At 41.9% G+C, this 21,099-nt stretch carries 15 protein-coding genes; 10 read left to right on the top strand and 5 right to left on the bottom strand.

What is annotated here, in order from left to right; translation table 11 throughout:
* The first annotated feature begins 191 nt into the window (after nucleotides 1–191).
* Entirely contained in the window at nucleotides 192–422 is a 231-nt protein-coding gene (locus tag ABWU87_RS07650) for a DUF4248 domain-containing protein (protein ID WP_353329566.1), read from the top strand.
* 635 nt (nucleotides 423–1,057) lie between these two features.
* Here ABWU87_RS07650 and ABWU87_RS07645 read toward each other — a convergent pair.
* Nucleotides 1,058–3,229 (bottom strand): VapE domain-containing protein, encoded by a 2,172-nt coding sequence (locus tag ABWU87_RS07645; RefSeq protein ID WP_353329564.1) that lies wholly within the window; start codon nucleotides 3,227–3,229, stop codon nucleotides 1,058–1,060.
* Between the two features lie 62 nt (nucleotides 3,230–3,291).
* Complete coding sequence (locus ABWU87_RS07640) at nucleotides 3,292–3,477, bottom strand: hypothetical protein (protein ID WP_353329562.1); 186 nt, start codon at nucleotides 3,475–3,477, stop codon at nucleotides 3,292–3,294.
* Nucleotides 3,478–3,677: 200 nt separating this feature from the next.
* On the opposite strand from ABWU87_RS07640, the gene ABWU87_RS07635 reads away from it, so the two are divergent.
* The 7 genes from ABWU87_RS07635 (at nucleotide 3,678) to ABWU87_RS07605 (ending at nucleotide 13,536) form a co-directional block, all read left to right on the top strand.
* Nucleotides 3,678–4,070, top strand: coding sequence for a hypothetical protein (locus ABWU87_RS07635; protein ID WP_353329560.1), 393 nt, complete (start codon nucleotides 3,678–3,680; stop codon nucleotides 4,068–4,070).
* Nucleotides 4,071–4,410: 340 nt separating this feature from the next.
* The gene (locus tag ABWU87_RS07630; RefSeq protein ID WP_353334392.1) at nucleotides 4,411–5,013 is read left to right on the top strand and encodes an RNA polymerase sigma-70 factor; all 603 of its coding nucleotides are present in this window, start codon (nucleotides 4,411–4,413) and stop codon (nucleotides 5,011–5,013) included.
* An 83-nt stretch (nucleotides 5,014–5,096) separates the two neighbouring features.
* Nucleotides 5,097–6,080 (top strand): FecR family protein, encoded by a 984-nt coding sequence (locus ABWU87_RS07625; RefSeq protein WP_353334391.1) that lies wholly within the window; start codon nucleotides 5,097–5,099, stop codon nucleotides 6,078–6,080.
* A gap of 179 nt (nucleotides 6,081–6,259) precedes the next feature.
* Nucleotides 6,260–9,823, top strand: coding sequence for a TonB-dependent receptor (locus tag ABWU87_RS07620; protein WP_353334390.1), 3,564 nt, complete (start codon nucleotides 6,260–6,262; stop codon nucleotides 9,821–9,823).
* A 17-nt stretch (nucleotides 9,824–9,840) separates the two neighbouring features.
* Complete coding sequence (locus tag ABWU87_RS07615; protein WP_353334389.1) at nucleotides 9,841–11,202, top strand: RagB/SusD family nutrient uptake outer membrane protein; 1,362 nt, start codon at nucleotides 9,841–9,843, stop codon at nucleotides 11,200–11,202.
* Nucleotides 11,203–11,268: 66 nt separating this feature from the next.
* Complete coding sequence (locus tag ABWU87_RS07610; RefSeq protein WP_353334388.1) at nucleotides 11,269–12,177, top strand: glycerophosphodiester phosphodiesterase family protein; 909 nt, start codon at nucleotides 11,269–11,271, stop codon at nucleotides 12,175–12,177.
* Nucleotides 12,178–12,189: 12 nt separating this feature from the next.
* On the top strand, nucleotides 12,190–13,536 hold the full coding sequence (locus ABWU87_RS07605; protein WP_353334387.1) for an MFS transporter: 1,347 nt from the start codon (nucleotides 12,190–12,192) through the stop codon (nucleotides 13,534–13,536).
* Between the two features lie 133 nt (nucleotides 13,537–13,669).
* Here ABWU87_RS07605 and ABWU87_RS07600 read toward each other — a convergent pair whose 3' ends face one another.
* Genes ABWU87_RS07600 through ABWU87_RS07590 form a run of 3 tightly spaced genes read right to left on the bottom strand, consistent with a single transcriptional unit; the run spans nucleotide 13,670 to nucleotide 19,083 of the window.
* Entirely contained in the window at nucleotides 13,670–14,965 is a 1,296-nt protein-coding gene (locus ABWU87_RS07600) for a TolC family protein (protein WP_353334386.1), read from the bottom strand.
* Nucleotides 14,962–18,018 (bottom strand): efflux RND transporter permease subunit, encoded by a 3,057-nt coding sequence (locus ABWU87_RS07595; protein WP_353334385.1) that lies wholly within the window; start codon nucleotides 18,016–18,018, stop codon nucleotides 14,962–14,964. The genes ABWU87_RS07600 and ABWU87_RS07595 overlap by 4 nt, the downstream gene beginning before the upstream one ends.
* Before the next feature lie 3 nt (nucleotides 18,019–18,021).
* Entirely contained in the window at nucleotides 18,022–19,083 is a 1,062-nt protein-coding gene (locus ABWU87_RS07590; protein ID WP_353334384.1) for an efflux RND transporter periplasmic adaptor subunit, read from the bottom strand.
* Nucleotides 19,084–19,449: 366 nt separating this feature from the next.
* On the opposite strand from ABWU87_RS07590, the gene ABWU87_RS07585 reads away from it, so the two are divergent.
* Together ABWU87_RS07585 and ABWU87_RS07580 are read left to right on the top strand one after the other, a co-directional pair.
* Nucleotides 19,450–20,028 (top strand): RNA polymerase sigma-70 factor, encoded by a 579-nt coding sequence (locus ABWU87_RS07585; RefSeq protein ID WP_353334383.1) that lies wholly within the window; start codon nucleotides 19,450–19,452, stop codon nucleotides 20,026–20,028.
* A 57-nt stretch (nucleotides 20,029–20,085) separates the two neighbouring features.
* On the top strand, nucleotides 20,086–21,021 hold the full coding sequence (locus ABWU87_RS07580; RefSeq protein ID WP_353334382.1) for a FecR family protein: 936 nt from the start codon (nucleotides 20,086–20,088) through the stop codon (nucleotides 21,019–21,021).
* Nucleotides 21,022–21,099: the final 78 nt, after the last annotated feature.

The raw sequence follows: 21,099 nt of genomic DNA, 5'->3' as shown, positions 1-21,099 counted from the left end.
ACGGGGCGTACTTTTTTAATTGCGATCCTTGCAGGCGGATACGGTGCATTGCTGCTTGAGCGCCTCGCTGAGACGGGAGGCGTTGGATAAACAATAATAATTAAAGATTATTTACTTGATTATTGGGCGAATATGTTTGTTTAATTGACTGTAATTTAGTATATTTATAAGGAAATAAATACAGTTTGTGTATGAAAAAAGAGGAGAATGAATTCCGGGTGCGCGCCATTGGCAAGTCCGATTTGGCCATGTTGTACAATCCGCACATGTCTGTGCGCGAGGCACTGCGTTTGCTTACCCGCTGGATGAGGCGCAACGAGGGGCTTTGGTGCGAGTTGCAGGAGCTGGGGTACCGCAAGAGCTGCAAGATACTTACGCCGCGCGAGGTGGAGGTGATAACGCGCCACCTGGGCGAGCCGTGAATGTGGATACGGTTTTGGGACCGGTGTAAATGGCTGGCGGGACTTTGCAGAAAAGCCCGCCGTCTTTTTTTAAACTCCCGCCGTCTTTTTAAAAAAGATGGCGGGAGTTTGTAATATATCACTTGTCCCTATGCCGAGCTTGGCATTAATTATTTTATTTCTAAATCCGGTTTTCGTTATTTAAATGGGCAATAGAGGCTGAAAAATGCAGAGTATGCAGAGTCTGCATAGGTGGTTTCCTAACATTTTATAATATTCATGCTAAAACGTACTTATTGTATATATATCTTTACATTGATTTTTTTCTAAAAGTTATAGAATTCAACTCTGCAGTCTCTGCATACTCTGCACCTGAAAAATGACGATGTTGTGTAATGTGAAATGTATCTGGTTGACAGTTAATGCTAAGCAATGAATTGTGTAATTGGTTTTGGAAGTGCATTGCTTTGTTTATTATTTTGACTTATTGGGCTTTATGCCTTTTTTGTATAAATAATTTTTTTTCCAAAGTATCAAATCACGACGTTTGCTGTTTGCGAATCGCTGAAAATGAAGACGAAATTCTTATTTTGGCACAAACCCCGCTACTTCATTCAAGGAGTAGCGGGGTTTGCAATGGGACTGTTAGGCTAGGACTATATCGCCAGAATCTGCTGGGTGGCTTCAGGTTCTTTTTCCACCTCGTCGTTGATGTACTTGTTCATGGTTACTTCCTCGAAGTTGATGACGTGGACTTTGTACTTAAAAGCACCCGTGCGGCTTGCCTGTCTTTCAAAACCGAGTTTCTTCATTACGCGACCAATGGTTACCTTTCCTTTGTGGGTGATGTTTAGGCCGTTTCGCTTGTGAAGCAGTTCGGCAATGTCGCCCGCGGTGAGGTACGAGATTTTGTCGCCGGTGAGTGGCTTGCGCAGATTTGTTGTAATAAGCTCTTCTTCGGTGGTCATCTGCATGAAGCGTTCGTTGCGCTTGTTAATCATCTGCGCCTCTTCCCTGGTAAACCAGAAACGGTACTTTTCCACCAGGAGCTTATGCATTACCTGTGCATAGAGCTGGTCATGGTTCACCTGGCGCTCGTTGTCGAACCCGGTGGTTTCGAAACAGAGAAAACGGCGGTTCCCGGTGGTATCTGTAAGGATGTCCTGGTTGTTGGAGGTGGCCATAAATGAAGCAATACGCTTGCGCACCTTCATGGTGCGGTCGTAAGGCATGCGGATGGTCATTTCGGCGCGGGTGATAAGTGCCTTGTACTGGTTCAGTTCGCGTCCGCTCATTCCGTCAATCTCTTCGGTGTTGATAAGCAGGCATTGGAACATTTTGGTGAGGTCGTCCTTGTTGTCGCTGCTGACGCGGTCCTCGCAATAGTACTTCTTCAGCGCGGGGGGCATGATAATGCGGGCAAAGGTGGTTTTCCCGATGCTTTGGTCGCCCGTAAGGATAAGCCCGGTGTGGTTCTGAACGTCGGGCAGTACCACGGTGGCTACCATGGCACAGAGCCACTTCTCCAGGCAGAGTCTCCAGTACTGCTGCGAGGTGGTTTGTTCATGCTCCGACAGCAGATGGATATGGTCGGTGCCGTCCCACTGGGGCAGGTTCTCGAAGTACTCCTTCAGCGGGTTGTAGTCGGTGCTGAAGTCGGAGTTGAGGATGGAGTGCATCTGCGGAAGGGGGCATTCGGCCCCTTGTTCGCACAACTCCACCCAGAGGCTGTTGAGGGCCATGTCGTCCAGGTCGGTAAACGCCTCGTCGGTCTCCTTGCGTCGGTATTCGAGCTTGCAGGTGATTACATTGTGGCGGAAGTGGTATTTGCGTTCAAGGTAGTCCTGCACAAAGAATACACGCATGGCCGTCCGGCCCATGGGGTGATTGCCGTGGCAGTCGGTGTTGCTGTAGGCGCTTTCCAGGGTGGCATTGCGCTCGGACTGTTCCAGGTCGTCAAAACGTTGTGCCATCAGTCCGCGGAGGTTCTCCTTGGGAATGCCCGCCTCATTGCACATCACTGCAAGGGCAAAGAGGTAGTTGTTCCGGTTGCCGCTTTCGTACTGCTGGGTGCGGTTCAGCTGCCTGCAGAGTGCTTGGAAAAGCATGCCGTAGCTTTTCTTCTTTTCTCTGCCGGTAGGTTCGGAGGCATTGAGCTCTACGTCCTGTGCCTGGCTTATCTCCCGGTGAACGCGTATAAGCTCGGCCTTGAATCCGGTGTCGTTCTCCAACGTAACGGGGAAGTGCACCGAATCGGTGCTGTAGTAGGCCGCCGGGTCGTGGCAGGTGTAGCAGATGCGCGCCACGTCGCTGCCCGACTTGTCTACCTCGCACCCGGTGATTTTTTCGATGTGGACCGCCGCCTCCTTGAAAAGCTTTTTGTGGTAGCTGTTAATCAGTTTGATGCGCTGCTTGGAGGTGCAACCTTGCGGAATGTCGATAGGCGTGCCGCGCACCACCACCTTGAGGCCCATGCGCGGACTGTTGAAGCAGAGGTGGGTGTACTTGCATGCCTGGATGGCGCGGCGGGCCATTTCATAACTGTTGCCAGGCAGGTTGTCGATGTCAATCACTACCTGCGAGTTGTACAGGTCAATGTTCTCGGCCCTGCGTTTGCCTTCGAACGTGCCGGCAAAGGTGTAGCCGGGCAGTTTTGCCTTGAGGCGGGCGGCTGCATCGGAATCGCCTTGGGCGTTGAGCCGTCTGATCTCCTCGATGGTTTCTTTGTGTTTGTCACTGCGGATCTCTTCGATCACTTCTTGCATGCACATTGCCTTTTCAATGTACGAGTGGTGAGCAATGCGGCTCACCATGATTTTCTTTGTCATAGTTGAATATAAGATTTAAGTGATTACAATGGATAATCACGTTGGGAAATATAAATAATATGTTAGATAAAAATAGTTGGCGGTTCGAAAGGGTTCTTACGATTGGTAAAAACCTGAAAAATGGGGGGTGGGCGTGCTATTTTTTTTCGCTCTTTTCCGAGGGAATCGATTAAAAACTCAATAATCGACTGATTTTGAGGATAGACCACCCGCTCTTCGGGTACAAACGTCTGTTTCTTTTTTTTCATAGTTTTTAGATTTGTAGTAAGAGCGGGCGAAGATATTAATTTATTAATTAAAAAAGAAATAATTGTAATATATATTTTTTATAATTATTGGATATTTAGCAAATAATATTTTGTAGACTAAAAGTTTTCCTGAAAGTGAGTTTATTATCTTTAAATATTATATTATAGAAGCAATTATAAAATTATTAATACTGGTTATTATGTTTAAATATAAGAAAAATATATATTCTTGTTTGTTGTATAATTTCATTTGTTTTGGTAACTTAAAACTCGTTGAGGCGGGTGGGCACTTAGAACACAGTTTTGTGGGGGTAATCGGTGCAGGTTTTCTGTTTGGTCTGGGCTACGGCATGTTCGATTCCAACAATATGCCAATTCTCTGCCAGTTTGTAACTGCCCGGCATAGGGCCACCGCTTACGGGATTATGAACATGGTGGGCGTGTTTGCCGGTGCAGCGGTTACTCAGTTGCTGGGCAAATGGACAGATGGAGGAAACTTGGGAATTGGATTCGCAATGCTGGCTTTTGTTGTGGCGATTGCGTTGATTGTCCAGCTCTATTTTCTACGACCGGTTGCAGACAATGTTGAATAAGAGATGCGTTCGTGAATAAATACATTTAATGAAATAAGAAATATAGTTTTAAGGTAAATTTAATGTTGATTAGATAAAGAATATACTTTTGAGAAGAAGCAATTCTTTAATTTATTGCGATGTGATTTCGCACGAACTAGTTAGTAAAGAAGAAGGGGCACCCACACGGATGCCCCTTTATTATGAACCGATATTGTTGGAATGATGAAAATTTTCATTGTAACTGAATCGAGTTTTTAATCGGCTTTTAAAAAAAACAGCTATAAACACTCTGAATTATTAAATAAGACATATTTTTGTAACAAATAGATTTTAATTTTGCAGAATAATAAAAAGGGATATGGAAATGACTGATGCCAGACAGGCAGAGCAAGATTTGGTTATTCGGCTTATAAATAGTGATGAGGAGGCTTTTTGCGAACTTTATTCTATTTATAAGAACCGGTTGATTTATTTTGCGATGAAGTTTATCAAGTCTCGTGAATTTGCAGAAGATATTTTTCATGACGCCTTCACTGTTGTTTGGCAGAGCAGGAAATTTATCAATCCGGAGGCTTCCTTTTCCTCTTTTTTATATACCATAGTCCGCAATCGGGTATTGAATATTCTTCGTGATTTGGAAAATGAGCAATCTCTGAAGGATGCTGTGCTGAAAAACGCTGTTGATTATACCAACGATACAAAAGAAAGTGTTCTGGCAAACGATTTGATGTCTCTGCTTTCGAAAGCCTTGGAAAAGCTGACTCCCCGCCAGCGTGAGATTTTTGATATGAGCCGTAACAGGCAGATGTCTCATAAGGAGATAGCTGATTCTTTAGGAATATCCATAAATACGGTTCAGGAACATATTTCCGCTTCATTGAAAGTGATACGTGGTTATCTCTCCAAATATTCGGATGCATACGTTGACATGCTTCTGCTTCTTATCTGTTTTAATATTTAATAAATGTTAATTGTACCCCAGTTGTTTCTCGCATTTGTGTATTACTTATGTGAGGGGGATAACAGTACCTCATATTAATGAAAATGAAAGAACCAAAAAAGAATAGTAACATATTTCGTAGATATCTAGATAATCTATATGTCAGTTCTGAAGTTCCGGAAGTGATGAAAGATTTACGTTCCTCGGACAATAATGAGTTGTTGGATAAACTGGCTGATGAAACCTGGGAGGAAGCGCTTGCGCAGGATATCGGGAATAAATATGAGCGGGAGGAATATCGCCGTGAAGCAGCTTTGCTGCTGAAAGAGTTGAAAACCGTCCGAACTAATCCGTTCAGAAAAATATGTACCATTGCTGCCAGTGTTGCGGCGGTTGTAGCAATTGCGTGGGGAGCTGTAAGCTACTACAACCATCTGAGAGATACGAATATTGAGTATACGGAGGTAATAGCATCCAGCGGAGAAAAGAAGGTGGTGACATTGCCTGACGGGAGTGTGATAAATCTTAATTCATGTACCCACCTGAAATATCCGAATCGTTTTACGAAAGGTGTGCGAAGGGTGGAACTGAGTGGTGAGGCCTATTTTTCTGTGGCAAGGAATCCCGAACAACCTTTCATTGTGAAGACAAATCATTTTGATGTGAAGGTGTTGGGTACAAAATTCAATGTAAAGGCATACAAAGAGGATGAGATTGTGGCTGTGAGCGTGGAAAGCGGAAAAGTGCAGGTGGATATGCCGGAAGCCATGATGAGGCTGGTGGCCAGCGAGCAGGCTCTGATAAATACCATTTCCGGAGATTACCGGAAAACAAAAGAGGACGATCAGCGGGTTGCAACCTGGATTCATGGAAATCTGCGGTTTAAAAGCACTCCGATACACGATGTGGCTAAAGAGCTGGAGCGAGTGTATAATTGTAAGATTAAGTTTGCCGAAGGTCAGGAGTTTGATAATTTGATATCCGGAGAGCATGATAACCAGACATTATTGTCTGTTCTTCAGTCGATTGAATATGCAACAGGAATTAAATGGCGGAAAGAGAAAAATTCCTATATTTTATATAAATAATTAATTAAATCTATTACTATGCAAAACACAAGTTAGCCGACATAAAAAAGAAGAGGCATCCCAATGGAATGCCTCTGTCAAAGAGTTTTAGCCGCACAATCATAGACTTCGAACCTTTATGACTGTGGCAGTTACTTTTTTAATAATTAAAAGTTTAATCACTAAAAACGCACAAATATATGAATATTATTCCTATATGTAAAGGAAAGCGTAATAATCGCTATTCATTTTTAGCTTTTTTACTATTATTTATGTGCTTCTTTTCAATAACTGTTTATGCCCAGAACCTGAGAGAAAACAATATTACTCTCGAGGCAAAGAATGAATCTGTGGAAAGCGTATTGAAAAAGCTAACCAAAGCAACGAACTTTAAATTCTTCTACGACCAGAAGATTGTTGATGAAGCCCCTGACCTGACATTGAATTTTAAGAATGTCTCTTTACAGGTGATATTAGATGAAATAGGTCGCCAGGCGCATTTGAGTTTTAACAGGACAAATAATACAATAGCGGTAAGTGCCGGTAATGTAAGGAGGGGGAACGTAACACCTGAAAGGACAAAGAATATTTCCGGAATAGTTGTCGATCAGAATGGAGAACCCATTATCGGGGCCAACGTGGCTTTGAAAGGAACCACAAACGGTACAATAACTGATGTGGACGGGAAGTTCTCGTTGAACAGCATTCCCGAAAAGTCTACATTGACAGTGACATACATTGGTTTTAAATCACTTTCTATTTCTGCCACAGATAAAAACGTGCATAAAATAACAATGGTGGAAGACAGTAAAGTCATTGATGAAGTGGTTGTTGTAGGTTATGGTGTGCAGAAAAAAAGGGATGTGACTACCGCTATTGCCAGTATCCGTTCGAGTGATATGAAAGGGCAACCGGTTACTTCCATGGCAGAGGCTATGGTAGGGCGGATGCCGGGGGTACAGGTTACTCAGGCAACCGGTGCTCCGGGGTCTTCGCTTGAGATAAAGGTTCGTGGTACCGGAACCATTACTGCCGGAACTTCTCCGTTGTATGTGGTAGACGGTGTTCCATTAGCAAAAGAACAGCTGAATACTTTCAATATGAATGATGTTGAATCAATTGAAGTGTTGAAAGATGCATCCTCGGCTGCAATTTATGGTTCGCGCGGTTCTAATGGGGTAGTTCTGATTACAACAAAGAAAGGTTCCGAAGGAAAAGCGTCTGTAGCATACAATGGCTATTATGGCTGGCAATCTGTTTCTAAAAAAATTGATATGCTGAATGCTTATGAGTATTCTGATTTGGTGAAAGATGCACGTAACAATACGTACATTGACAAGATGGAATCAATTAACCGGAAACTGATATCGCAAGGTAAACAGCCACTAGTTTATAGTATAAATGATGATAACGGACTTCGTTTGAAGAACACAAGCAAAGACAGCAATACAATCATCCCATTGGAAATTATGCCATATCTAAACGGTGAACAGGGATTGACTGATACCGACTGGCAGGATGAAATTTTCCGTACCGCAGGAATGCAGAATCATTCATTGTCTGTTTCCGGTGGTTCTTCCAAGGTTAAATATTATGCTTCACTTGATTACCTACAACAAGACGGGGTAATTATCAATAGTGATTATCAACGTTACAGTGCCCGTCTGAATCTGGATGTTACTGAAGGAATCTTTAAATTCGGAATTTCGATGAATCCTTCTCACACAAAAGAAAATCAGGTAAATTCTGATGGGGCCTATAATAGCAACGGTGGTGGTATTATTGCTTCGGCTTTGCATAGTTCTCCCATTTTTCCGGTGTATAACCCTGATGGAAGTTATTGTTTTACTCAGAATTCCTGGAGTGGCGACACAAAAACAACCTTGCCCGACGGTAGTGTAGTAAAAGGAAACAGCCAGACACAGGTATGGAATCCGGTGGCATTGGCTATGCTTGTAACCGATGTAACTTCCGCGACCCGTATTTTTGGTAATGTATATGGTGAAGCGGCGTTGTTGCCTGAATTGAAGTATAAAGCCAACCTTGGAATTGATATATACAGCGATTCAAGAAACCAATTCAGACCTTCCACTCTTCCTATCTCGAATACAGCAGGTAATCCTGAATCAATTCCTGAGGGAGAATCGAATACTTCGAGTGTACACAATTGGCTTTTTGAACAGACACTGAATTTTAATAAAGAGTTTAACGGTCATTCTATTAGTGCTTTGGCCGGATGGACCATGCAGCATCAGAAGAATGAAAGTAATTACCTTTTTGCTAATGGTTTTATTACGAATTCAATTCATTCACTGGTAGCCGGAACTGTAACACGAGGTAATTCCAAAGCTTCTGAATGGTCCTTATTATCGGGACTTGCCAGAGCTCAATACAGCTATCTGGGAAAATATATGGCTTCGGGAGCTATCCGTGCGGATGGGGCTTCTCGATTTGGAAAAGACAACCGTTGGGGATATTTTCCCTCTCTTTCTCTGGGTTGGCGTTTGTCTGAGGAAAATTTCATGAAATCACTGAAATTTATTGATGATTTGAAAATACGTGCCAGCTATGGGTTGACAGGGAATTTCAGAATTCCGAACTATGGGGCATTAGGACAAATAAGCTATTACAGTTATGTTTTGGGAGGAACAGCTCCTGCTGTTATTAAAGGTGCTGCACCGAGCAGTATGCCGAATCCTGAGCTGAAGTGGGAAAAGACATCACAGTTCAATGTTGGTTTTGATGCTTCGATGTTTAAAAACAGATTGACGTTCGGATTGGATTTATATAACAGTAACACCTATGACTTATTACTGGATGTTCCGGTGCCAATGACAACCGGATATAATACACGTCTTGAAAATATAGGTAAAGTGAATAATAAGGGGGTTGAGTTTAATATTGCTACAAACCAGACAATGGGAGATGTGAAATGGTCGCTTAATTTCAATATCTCAAAAAACATCAATGAGGTGAAAGAGTTGGGGCCTGGTAACGCAGACATTATTTCTTCGGGTTCTGTGTCGAATGCATACTTTATTACCCGAGTGGGCGAACCAATTGGGTCGTACTATTTACCGGTAGTGGAAGGTGTCTTTAAAAATCAGGCAGAGGTTGATGCCAGTCTGCACTATGTAGACTCTCCGAGTAACTATGGCCTGGCAGATTCGAAACCCGGTGACTTTAAGTTTAAAGATGTAAACGGTGATAATATTCTGGATATTTCGGACACAGACAGGGCGATCGTAGGTAACTATATGCCCGATTTTACGTATGGTTTTGGCGGCTCGTTCATGTGGAAAGGGTTAGACCTTAACATTGTTTGCCAGGGAGTTCAGGGAAATGAAATCTTAAACCTTTCCAGAAGATATTTCTACAACGGAGAAGGGAATATGAATAACTATAAAGGGGTTTTGAACCGATGGAAATCAGAATCGGAACCAGGAAGTGGTATGAATGTTCGTGCTAACCGCGTGAGCAAGGGACAGAATGGTATAACATCAACATGGCATATTGAGGATGGATCTTACCTGAGAGTGAAAAATATTACGCTTGGATATACATTACCTGTTTCATTAATTAAAAAGGCGTTCATATCAAATGCTCGTGTTTATCTCTCATTGCAGAATCCATTCACATTTACAAATTATGAGGGCTACAATCCGGAAGTATCTAACAGAAGTGATGTGACAACAAACGGTGAAGATTATGGGGTATATCCTTTGGCAAGAACAACTTCACTGGGGATTAATCTTACATTCTAATTAAAAAGGTTACTATTATGAAAAGAAATATTTTATGTATTTGCATGGTGCTTTTGCTTTCGGGTTGTGAGAGCTTTCTGAACAAAGAACCTATTGACTATCCTGTTGAGGAGAATTTCTATTCGGATGTAAAAGGACTGGAAGGTGCGTTGATTGGTGCATATGATGAGTTACAGTCTGGCGATCAGTATGGAGCAAAATTCCTGACCCTGATGGAGATGAGAGGCGATAATATTTTTAATAACAATTCCGGGGCTAGTGGTGGCATCACTTATCAGATTGAAGCGTTTACTGAAACTCCGGCCAATACAAATTTGTCGGGGGCATGGCTCTCTTTGTACAATAGCATTTATCGATGCAACCTGATTCTTCAGAATATGGATAATGTTAAGATGACGGATGATCAGCGTAACAAAATTGCGGGTCAGGCCTCTTTTATCAGGGCGTTATCTTATTTTAATATTGTGAGACTATGGGGTAAGGCACCTCTGATTACCTCTGTACAAACAGTGGAACAGGCCCGGAATAACAAACGGGCGGAAGTATCGGAAATTTATGATCAGATTATCAAGGATCTAACCGTGGCAAAAGGGCTCCCGACTTCGTGGAGTGATAGTGAACGGGGACGGGTGACTTCGTATGCAGCTCAGGCTTTGTTGGCTAAGGTATATCTTTATAATAAAAGGTATAATGATGTGGTGAGTGAACTGACTCCACTTGTTGATGCTATCAAGAAAGGAACAGTTTTGTCATTAGTACCTATGCCTCAGACTTTCCCGAATAATTTAAAGACAAGTAAGGATATAATTTTTGCCGTTCTTTATTTGAAAGGTGGGGTAGGCGAATCTGTACATCAAAACAATCGTTATCGTAATAATGATAATGGAAATGTTATTTCATTGGAACAATCGGAATTTGAAGCGGGAGATAACCGTAAAGCGATGGTGGCACCAACAGGAAATGGCGAACGTCCGCAGAAGTTTAATACACCGGCTGAAAATAATGAGACAAGTGGGGATTTTCCTGTTATTCGTTGCGCTGAAGTGATGCTGATGTATGCCGAAGCTTTGAATGAAATTTCTTATCCGAATAGTACGGCCTTCGATGCTTTGAATGCAGTTCGTGCCAATGCAGGTCTGGCTCCTAAAACAGTGACTAATCTGACTTCCAAAGAGGCTTTCCGCACTGCGGTTTATAAAGAACGTCGCCTGGAACTGGCTCTGGAATGTGATCGCTGGTTTGATATTGTTCGCACCAATCAATTCTCTGTGCTCTATAATATGATACCGGCTTATCGTCAGCTTTATCCTGTTCCGCAAACAGAACTGGAGAATGTAAACGATCCAACCGGTTGGCAGAACGAGGGTTATTCTATTTAATTATGATCAAAATAAGAGGTGCTCATTTGCAAAAGTAGCACCTCTTATAATTTAATTTTAAACCAAATGAACAAGATATTTAAAAATTCTCTTTTATTGTTCTGTATTTGCAGTATTCAATTTGTTGCAGCACAAGAAAATAGAGCGGATGAAATAAAAAAGAAGCTGTTGGACAAGAACTCAAAAGAGGTTCTTGTTGCAGCACATAGAGGTGATTGGAGAAATTCTCCCGAAAACTCATTGGCGGCTATAGAAAACGCAATAAAAATGGGGGTTGATATAGTGGAAATTGATGTGAAGAGGACTATAGACGGGAAGATAATTCTTATGCACGATAAATCATTAGATCGTACTACAACTGGTAAAGGGTTGGTGAACGAATGGTCGCTGGATTCAATCAAGAGTCTGCGCCTTAAAAATGGTTGTAGTATTAAGACTAAGCATCGGGTGCCCACTCTTGAGGAAGCAATGTTGCTTGCAAAGGGTAGAATCTTGGTTAATCTGGACCAGGCTTATGACTTTTTTGATGAAGTATATGCTATTCTGGAAAAGACCGGTACGGTGAATCAGGTAATAATGAAGGGGAAACAACCTGTAAGTAAGGTGAAAAAAGAGTTTGGCAATTATCTGAGCAAGGTTATTTTTATGCCGATTGTAGATTTGGATAAGGATGATGCCCTGACTCAGATAAAGGATTATATGGACGATTTGAAACCAGTTGCCTTTGAGTTGCTTTATGTGTCGGACAGTAACCCGGTGCCTGCTAAAGTTAATGAGTTGCTGAAAGGGAAGAGTTTGATATGGTACAATACGCTTTGGGATACAATGGCTGGCGCTCATGATGATGATATGTCGCTGGAAGATCCGGATAAAGGGTATGGCTATTTGATTGATAAGTTGGGTGCCCGTATTTTACAGACAGATCGTCCGGCTTACCTGATAGACTATCTGAAAAGAAAAGGATTGCACGACTAATTCAGTAAAACTATGTTCAAAAAGATTTTTGATTTTTATCGGATTAGTGATGAAATTCCTTCAAAAGAAGAGGATGAAAGTTTAATAAACAAAAGAATTCGATTTTATAAATGGTCTACTTTTCTTTCAGCGACACTGGGCTATGGATTGTATTATGTGTGCAGGCTAAGCTTGAATGTAGTTAAAAAGCCAATAGTTGACGAAGGAATATTTTCGGAAGTTGAACTGGGCATCATCGGTTCAGTATTGTTTTTTACTTATGCTGTAGGAAAATTTGCAAATGGCTTCCTTGCAGACAGGAGTAATATAAACCGTTTTATGTCAACCGGGCTGTTGGTCTCTGCATTGGTGAATCTTTGTTTGGGGTTTACTCATTCATTTATTCTGTTTGCCATTTTATGGGGAATAAGCGGATGGTTTCAGTCTATGGGCGCTGCATCGTGTGTGGTTGGTTTGTCTCGTTGGTTTACGGATAAAGAGAGAGGCTCTTATTATGGATTCTGGTCGGCTAGTCACAATATTGGTGAAGCGATGACTTTCATTATTGTAGCATCTGTTGCAACTGCTTTTGGATGGAGGTACGGATTCTGGGGAGCTGGTTTGGTGGGCTTGGTAGGAGTGTTGGTTATATGGAATTTTTTTCATGATTCTCCTCAGAGCAAGGGTTTGCCTGCTGTAATGAGAAAGAAAGTTGATCTTGGGAATGTGGTTTCGGAGGAAGATTTCAATAAAGCTCAGAAACAGGTGCTTAGAATGCCTGCTATTTGGATTCTGGCACTTTCGAGCGCTTTTATGTACGTGAGCCGTTATGCAGTGAATAGTTGGGGGATATTTTACCTTCAGGCCCAGAAAGGCTATACCACTCTGGATGCCAGTTTTATTATCTCTGTAAGTTCTGTATGCGGAATTATTGGAACTATGTTTTCAGGTGTAATTTCGGATAAGTTCTTTTGCGGAAGACGGAATGTCCCGGCTCTGATTTTCGGAGTTGTGAATGTAGTGGCACTTTGCCTGTTCTTGCTCTTTCCTGGTGTTCATTTTTGGATTGATATTCTGGCGATGGTACTTTTTGGATTGGGTATCGGTGTATTGATCTGTTTTCTTGGCGGGCTAATGGCAGTGGATATTGCTCCACGCTGTGCTTCGGGTGCTGCGTTAGGAGTGGTAGGCATAGCAAGTTATATTGGGGCAGGATTGCAGGATATAGTCAGTGGAATACTTATTCAAGGCAATAAAACGGTGGAAAATGGGAAGGAAGTTTATGATTTTACCTATATAAACTGGTTCTGGATTGGTTCTGCGGCTCTTTCTGTAGTATTTGCCTTGTTTGTGTGGAATGCAAAAAGAAAAGAGGTATAGTACAAACCTGTTTTGAGAAAGATTGAAAAGAGGATGGGACTTATAATTCATCCTCTTTTTATTTGGGCCCATCTGAAAACAAATTAAAAAAGCAAAAGCATGATAAACTTAAATTCTATTCTGAAACATGTTCTTATTCCAATGACCCCACCAGCTGTTTGATTCTTGTCTCTGACATTTTCAGGTTGTACTTAAAGTTAATCAGCCGGGCGGAAGATTGTGCATAACTTTCCTGAGCTTGGTGTACCTCAAGCGAGGTGGTTTGTCCCAGGCGTAAGCGTTGTATGCTGATCTCGATATTTTCTTTCGCCAGCTGGTTGTTCTCCTTTTCTATTTGCAGTAGTTTCTGTTGGTTTTCAAAATCGGTAAAGATGTTCTGCAATTCGATATTCAGCTGCAGCTTAACACTCTCAAGCTCGTATTCGGCCGATTGGACCTCTTTTCTGGCGACTGATACTTTTCTTTTTGTTTCGCCGCCGTTGTAAATGGGGATAGAGAGAGTACCTCCGATTTGTGGACCGTATGACCTGTTTTTTAGTGAGGCACCTTCGGAGTTGGTAGTCTGCGACAGATAGAACCCTCCTCTGAGGTTAAGAGTGGGAGAGTAGGCTTTCTGGTTCTCTTTCAGAACCAACCGGGCTACGTCGATCTGTTTTTTTAAAGAGAGGATGTCGGCATTGGATGAGTTAAGCCTTTGAAGCAGTGATTCCCGGTTAGGTTTATAGGTAAACGGAATGGAGTCGGAGATTTCGAAAGTTACGGATGGATCTTGCCCCAACAGGTTGTTTAATGCCTTTTGCGCCTGAAGAATAATGTACTGCTGACTGATGGCATTCTGCATTTGCACATTTAAATCGATCTTTGCCTGAAGTAGGTCGGTTTTGACCATGGTTCCTGCATTAAATCCGGTTTCGGAAATGGTGACGCGTTCTTTATTATAGCTGATTGCTTCGTTGATGGAGGCCAGTTGTTGTTTCTCTCTTATCACATCATAGTAAGCGGCAATTACACTATGTATTGTTTCCAGTACCTTTGTCCGAAACTGTAGTTCGCCGAGTGCTTGGATTTGGTTCAGCCGGTTTTTGGTAACGAACATTTTCCCTCCGTCGAATAGTGTCCAGGAGAGTTCTGCGTTTGCTCCTATCATTGTAGACGATTGAGACGGATATTTATTAGTTGTTCCGGATGAGCTTTTCTGATAAATGTTATTAATGCTGTATTCTCCTAAGCCATTCACATTTACAGTGGGTAGCATGCCGGCATTGCCAGGGGTATTGTTAATACAGGCAATATCGGCATCATTGCGGGCAACCAGAATATCGTAGTTGTTCTTCAGGGCAATGTTAATTGCACTGTCCAGAGTCAGCACGGTTTGTGCATTGATATTGCCACACAAAATCAATAAAAGAAACAGGCGTATTGTTCTCATATCTGGTTTGTATATTTACTTTTACTTGAAATTACTATATAGGTTACCGGAATTACAAATAATGTAAGTATCAGTGCAAAGAGTAATCCTCCTACCACTACAATTCCAAGTGAAACGCGGCTCTCAGCTCCCGATCCCAAGGCAAAGGCAATGGGAAGCGCTCCGAAGATAGTGGCAAGGGATGTCATCACAATGGGGCGTAACCGGGCGGAAGCTCCTTCGAAGGCTGCCACTTTCCGATTCATGCCAAGGCGACGTTTCTGATTGGCAAATTCCACAATAAGGATACCATTCTTTGTTACAATTCCGATTAGCATAATCATTCCTATCTCAGAGAAAATATTAATTGTTTGACCGCATATCCACAGGGAGAGCATGGCACCGGCACCTGCCATTGGCACGGTAAGCATGATGATAAATGGATCGCGAAAACTCTCAAATTGGGCAGCCAGAACCAGATAGATAAGCATCAGGGCAAGTAATAGGGCGAAGGAAATATTGGAACTGCTCTCTGCAAAATCTCTTGATGAGCCCGAGAGGACGGTCGTGAACGAAGGATCTAGCAGTTTTGCGGCTATTTGCCGCATTTCTTCTATCCCTTCTCCCTGAGTTTTGCCTTTGGCAAGATTGGCAGAGATGGTTGCCGATTTGTAACGGTTGTAATGGTAAAGTACCGGTGGATTGCTGTTCTCTTCTATTTTAACCAGGTTGTCGAGTTGTATCATATCACCCGATTGGGAACGCACGTACATGGAGGAGATGTCGGCCGGAACATTCCGATCTTCCTTGGCAACCTGACCAATGACATAGTATTGCTTGTTGTTTTGCAGGAAATAGGCGTATCGGCCTCCGCTGTATGCCAGATTCAATGTGGTAAACACATCTCTTTCATTCACTCCGAGGCTGTTTGCTTTCAATCGGTCTACACTGATGTTTAATTCTGGTTTATTGAATTTCAGATTTGCATCTACATTGTTTAAGAGCGGACTGTTTTGTGCTTCATCCAGGAATTTGGGTAATACTTTCCGGATTTTTTCGAAATCGAGGTTTTGTATCACAAACTGAACCGGCAATCCGCGGTTGCTCGAAGTGGAAATAGTTGGTTCCATGCTTGGAGTTACTCTTGCATCGGGAATCCGGGCATAGATTCGTGATAACCTATCGAATATTTTTTGTTGTGAAGCTTTCCTTTCCGATGGGTCGGTCAAGAAAATCATAACAGAACCTGTGTTGGCATTGGCGTTGCCACCTCCACCATAGCGCGCCAATACATATTTAGCTTCGGGCACGGAGTCTATGCTGGCCTTTGTAATATTGTCAATAATCTTTTGGGTGGCGTTATATTCTGTTCCTTCGGGGGCGGTAATGGAGGTTCTGATTAAACTGTGGTCTTCCATCGGTGCCAGTTCTGATTTTAAGACTCTGGATAGCGTTATAATTAGCACCACACAGAATCCTACAATGAAGAATGCTACCCATCTGTTGGAAATAAAATAGGTGAGTAGCCTTCTGTATCCTTTCTCCATTCCTGCGAAGAAAGGTTCGCTTGCCACATAGAATCTGGAGTGATGTGAAGCCGAGCCTCCCAACAGCACATTCAGTACCGGAGTCAATGTGAGTGAGACAAGGGCCGATATAAGCACAGCGCTTGCCACGACAATCCCGAATTCGCGGAACAGCCGCCCGGTGAATCCTTCCAGGAAAACAATCGGGATAAAGACAATGGCCAGGGTGAGTGAGGTGGAGATGACGGCAAAAAGGATTTCACGGGTTCCTTCGTAGGCGGCTTTCCACTTATCGACCCCTTTTTCGATGCGTTTGAATATATTTTCGGTAACCACAATGCCGTCGTCTACCACCAGACCTGTGGCAAGTACAATTCCCAGAAGCGTGAGCACGTTGATGGAATAACCAAGAATATACATAATAAAGAAGGTTCCGATCAGCGAAACAGGTATATCGAGCAATGGACGCAAGGCAATAATCCAGTTGCGGAAGAATAGGAAGATGATGATAACGACGAGGCTGACGGCAATGGCCAGTGTCTCTAAAACATCGTGGACTGACTGTCTGACAAAGATGGATTTATCACGGGCAACGCTTAACTCCATCCCTTTTGGAAGGGTTTGCTTTATCTGCTCCAATCGTTTGTAAAATTCATTGGCTATCTGAATATCGTTGGCTCCCGGAAGAGGAATCAGGTTAAGCATAACTCCCGTGACTCCATTGACCCTCGATCCTGATTCTTCATTCTGAGGACCCAATGCGGCTTCTCCGATGTCCTGCAAGCGAATGACCTGATTATTGGTTTGCTTAATAATGAGGTTGTTAAAGTCTTCTTCTGTTGTTAATCGTCCGCTTGTTTTTACAATCAGTTCGGTGGTGTTGCCACGAATCTTTCCTCCCGGCATTTCTACATTTTCTCGGGTGAGCGCATTATCAATGTCTGATGCGGTAAGGTTGTACGCAGCCATCTTATTGGGGTTGAGCCAAAGGCGCATGGCGGGTCTTTGCTGTCCGTATGTAGAAACGGAACTGACACCCGGAATTGTTTGCAGCTTCTCCTGCAAAACATTCTCGGCATAGTCGCTTAGTTCTATTGCATTCATGGTGGTGCTTTGAACTGTGAGCATGATGATGGGGTCGGCATTGGCATCGGCTTTGGTTACGGTTGGTTGAGAGTCTATGTCCTGAGGCAGGCTCCTGGTTGCCTGGGATACCTTATCGCGGACATCGTTTGCCGCTTTTTCCAGGTCGGCTCCCAGATTGAACTCAACCGTTATAACGCTGCTACCTATGGATGATTGGGAAGATATAGATTTAACCCCTTCAATGCCATTCAATGATTTTTCCAGTGGCTCTGTAATCTGCGATTCGATGATTTCCGAATTAGCGCCAATGTATGAAGCCTGTACGGTAATGACCGGAGGGTCGATGGCCGGATAGAGCCTTATTCCGAGAAAACTGAACCCTACCATTCCCATAAGGATGATGGCAAGGCTCAGCACGATTGAGCCGACAGGTCTTTTTAGGGCTATATCAGAAATGAGCATGGGTTATCGGGTTATGGTTGCGTATGACAATCTGGATTTCTCTTTCAGGAACAATATGCCTGAGATGATTATTGTATCGCCGGGTTCAAGACCTTCGGTAACTTCTATCTTCGAGGCCTTCCGGATACCGGTTTTAATGGTTACAAAATGTGCTTTTCCCTTTCGGGCAATTATCACACTCTTGTCATTTTCCTGCGGGATAATGGCTTGTGTAGGAATAAGCAGGGCATTGGGATTGCTTCCAAGTTTTAACTGCACATTGGTAAATGCTCCCGGAATCAGCTCTTTGGAAGATGCGTTGACCAAGGCTCTAACTTTTAGATTGCGGGTTGCATTATCGATTCCTCTTTCTGTGGCTATAACGGTTGCATCATATTGCTTCTCGTTGTTATTGTACATTGTGAATCGGACTTTCATGCCGTTTGATATTTCTGAACCATATTTTTCGGGAACGTAAAAGTCTATCTTTAACTTATTACTTGCACGGATTGTAGCTAATAAAGTGGAAGAATTTATAACGGCCCCCACGCTGATATTTCTTAAACCAATGATGCCGTCGAAAGGAGCCCTGACTTCCATCTTCCGGATAAGTGCTTTTTGCTCATCGATGTTTGCTTTAATGGTATTTACCTGCAAGAGTGTTTGTTCGTAATCGTTCTGACTGATGCCATTCACTTTTATAAGCTGGGTCTGCCTGTTGTAAATCTGTTCCTGAACGGCTAGTTGTGATTGTAACTTTTTCAGGTTGGCCTGTAAATCGTCATCATAGAGCTTAACCAACAATGTCCCTTCTTTTACGAATTTACCTTCGGGAAGGTTGATTTTTATCACCCTTCCGGCAACCTCATTCTTTAGGTCAACCTCGTCAAAGGCAAGTAATGAGCCCGTCACTGTTATGTCTGACACAAGTAAAGAGGGGGTGACAATAAATGCGTCCACTTTCTTCTCAGTTCTCTCTTTTTTTTCCTGCTTTTTGTCTGTTGATTTGAAGAAACCAATATAGAAGAAAAACAGAGTTAATAATATAAGTGTTACTCCAACTGATGTGTTTAATTTTTTCTTCATTTTCAGAAATGGATTTTTAAGTATATTTAAAACGGAAAAAGAATGGAATTTGTTCTCTGGCTTGAAGTGAAAGGAGAATTATTCTCATGATTCGCTTTCAGATGGGAGTAAAATTATGTTTTTGATCTGTGTCGATTATCTGAGAATTAATAAGATAGATGAGATGTAACTGCTTACTTATGATTTATATATAGTGAAATGCTATACATGAGATTAAAATCTATCTATTTTTATGTTTTAGCTTGATTTAACCGTTTTATTCTTATAAATGCGTTTAATTATTTATTTTGTTTTATTGAAAATATTTAAAATTTAGTTTATATATTTGCAGCAGTAAGCCTGATATCGTTTAATTAATTCTGAGAAATGGCAATAAATAGCAATACTGACGACTTGATATCATTTAATCAACTTTTTAATGAATATCAGAAACGCTATGTCCGATTTGCCAACACTTATGTAAGAGATTTACCTGCTGCTGAAGATATTGTTGTTGAGTCTTTGATGTATTACTGGGAAAACAGGCACTCTTTACAAGAGAAAGATTTAAATATTCCAGCTTATATTCTTACCACAATAAAGCATAAATGCCTTAATTACTTGCGGCATATGCAGGTCCATGAAGAATATTCACAGGACATTCAAAGCTATACTGAATGGGAATTAAATACAAGGATAGCCACACTTCAGGCTTGTGAACCTTATGACTTATTTGCTTCAGAAGTGAAAGAGATAGTCCAACAAACTCTGAAAAGTTTACCTGAAAAGACCCGTGAAATCTTTATCATGAGCCGTTATGAAAATAAATCTTATAAGGAAATAGCTGAAAAAATGGGTATGACGACAAAAGGGGTGGAATTCCATGTCAGCAAGGCACTTAAAGCTCTTCATGTGAGTCTTAAAGACTATTTTCCGTTTTTTCTTTATCTTTTTTGTAAGATGTAACTAGGGAGATATAATCCTGAAGTGCTAATTATGTATAGGGCATAATACAGCACATAAATGGATAAAGAACTATTATATAAATTTTTTGAAGGTGCAGCCTCTGAAGAGGAAGGCATGAAAATCAAAGTATGGATTGAGGCTTCCGAAGAGAATAAACGTATCTTCTTTAAAGAACGTAGGCTTTTTGATGCAATACTATTGCATGGAGATCTGGTTGAATCGGAAATCAAAATACCTTTCCGCAAGAAAATATTCCGGATGGAGTGGCTGAAAATAGCCGGAATCGTTTTGATAACACTGGCTATTAGCTATATATATCAACAGTATAAGGCTTATTATGCACCGCTGGTTATGAATACCATTTCTGTTCCGGCCGGGCAACGAGCAAACATAACTTTGCCAGACGGAACCAATGTGTGGCTGAATGCTCGCTCTACCATAAAATATCCAACTTCTTTTAATGACAGGAAGAGAACCATCTATCTTGAAGGGGAGGCATATTTTGACGTGACCAAAAATAAAGAAAAGCCTTTCGTTGTGCAGACTGAAAAATACGATGTAGAGGTGCTGGGTACAAAATTCAATGTTGAGGCTTATCCCGGACAGACCGAATTTGAGACGGCCCTGATGCAGGGAAAGGTGGAAGTGACTTCTCGTCTTATTCCTGACCAGAAAATTATTCTGGCTCCTGATCAGAAAGCTTTTCTGAAAGATGGAAAACTTCAGGTTTCGGAAGTAGAAGATGTTAATAGGTACCGATGGAAGGAAGGACTTATCTGCTTTAAGAACAAGTCTATTCTAAATATCATGAAAGAATTTGAAAAATATTACGGAATTAAGATTGTAATTAATAATAAAAATATACTGAAATATCTCTATACAGGGAAGTTCCGTCAGTCGGATGGAGTGGATTATGCATTGAGGGTATTACAGAACGATATCTACTTTAAATATGAAAAAGATAATGAGAAAGAAGTAATTTATATCAACTAAAAACTAACAGAAAAAACAAGCCTATGATGAGACCCTATTGTTAACCTAAAAAAATGCCGATAAGTGTTGGCGCACTTA

The sequence above is a fragment of the Bacteroides sedimenti genome (assembly GCF_040365225.1).
Lineage (GTDB): Bacteria > Bacteroidota > Bacteroidia > Bacteroidales > Bacteroidaceae > Bacteroides > Bacteroides sedimenti.
Note: the sequence above shows the minus strand (reverse complement) of the source record. Positions and strands in the feature narration are given on the sequence as shown.

Bases quoted from the DNA above. Each gene is read 5' to 3' on its own strand.
- ABWU87_RS07650 (WP_353329566.1), top strand. From the start codon at position 192: ATGAAAAAAGAGGAGAATGAATTCCGGGTGCGCGCCATTGGCAAGTCC.
- ABWU87_RS07645 (WP_353329564.1), bottom strand. From the start codon at position 3,229: ATGACAAAGAAAATCATGGTGAGCCGCATTGCTCACCACTCGTACATT.
- ABWU87_RS07640 (WP_353329562.1), bottom strand. From the start codon at position 3,477: ATGAAAAAAAAGAAACAGACGTTTGTACCCGAAGAGCGGGTGGTCTAT.
- ABWU87_RS07635 (WP_353329560.1), top strand. From the start codon at position 3,678: ATGTTTAAATATAAGAAAAATATATATTCTTGTTTGTTGTATAATTTC.
- ABWU87_RS07630 (WP_353334392.1), top strand. From the start codon at position 4,411: ATGGAAATGACTGATGCCAGACAGGCAGAGCAAGATTTGGTTATTCGG.
- ABWU87_RS07625 (WP_353334391.1), top strand. From the start codon at position 5,097: ATGAAAGAACCAAAAAAGAATAGTAACATATTTCGTAGATATCTAGAT.
- ABWU87_RS07620 (WP_353334390.1), top strand. From the start codon at position 6,260: ATGAATATTATTCCTATATGTAAAGGAAAGCGTAATAATCGCTATTCA.
- ABWU87_RS07615 (WP_353334389.1), top strand. From the start codon at position 9,841: ATGAAAAGAAATATTTTATGTATTTGCATGGTGCTTTTGCTTTCGGGT.
- ABWU87_RS07610 (WP_353334388.1), top strand. From the start codon at position 11,269: ATGAACAAGATATTTAAAAATTCTCTTTTATTGTTCTGTATTTGCAGT.
- ABWU87_RS07605 (WP_353334387.1), top strand. From the start codon at position 12,190: ATGTTCAAAAAGATTTTTGATTTTTATCGGATTAGTGATGAAATTCCT.
- ABWU87_RS07600 (WP_353334386.1), bottom strand. From the start codon at position 14,965: ATGAGAACAATACGCCTGTTTCTTTTATTGATTTTGTGTGGCAATATC.
- ABWU87_RS07595 (WP_353334385.1), bottom strand. From the start codon at position 18,018: ATGCTCATTTCTGATATAGCCCTAAAAAGACCTGTCGGCTCAATCGTG.
- ABWU87_RS07590 (WP_353334384.1), bottom strand. From the start codon at position 19,083: ATGAAGAAAAAATTAAACACATCAGTTGGAGTAACACTTATATTATTA.
- ABWU87_RS07585 (WP_353334383.1), top strand. From the start codon at position 19,450: ATGGCAATAAATAGCAATACTGACGACTTGATATCATTTAATCAACTT.
- ABWU87_RS07580 (WP_353334382.1), top strand. From the start codon at position 20,086: ATGGATAAAGAACTATTATATAAATTTTTTGAAGGTGCAGCCTCTGAA.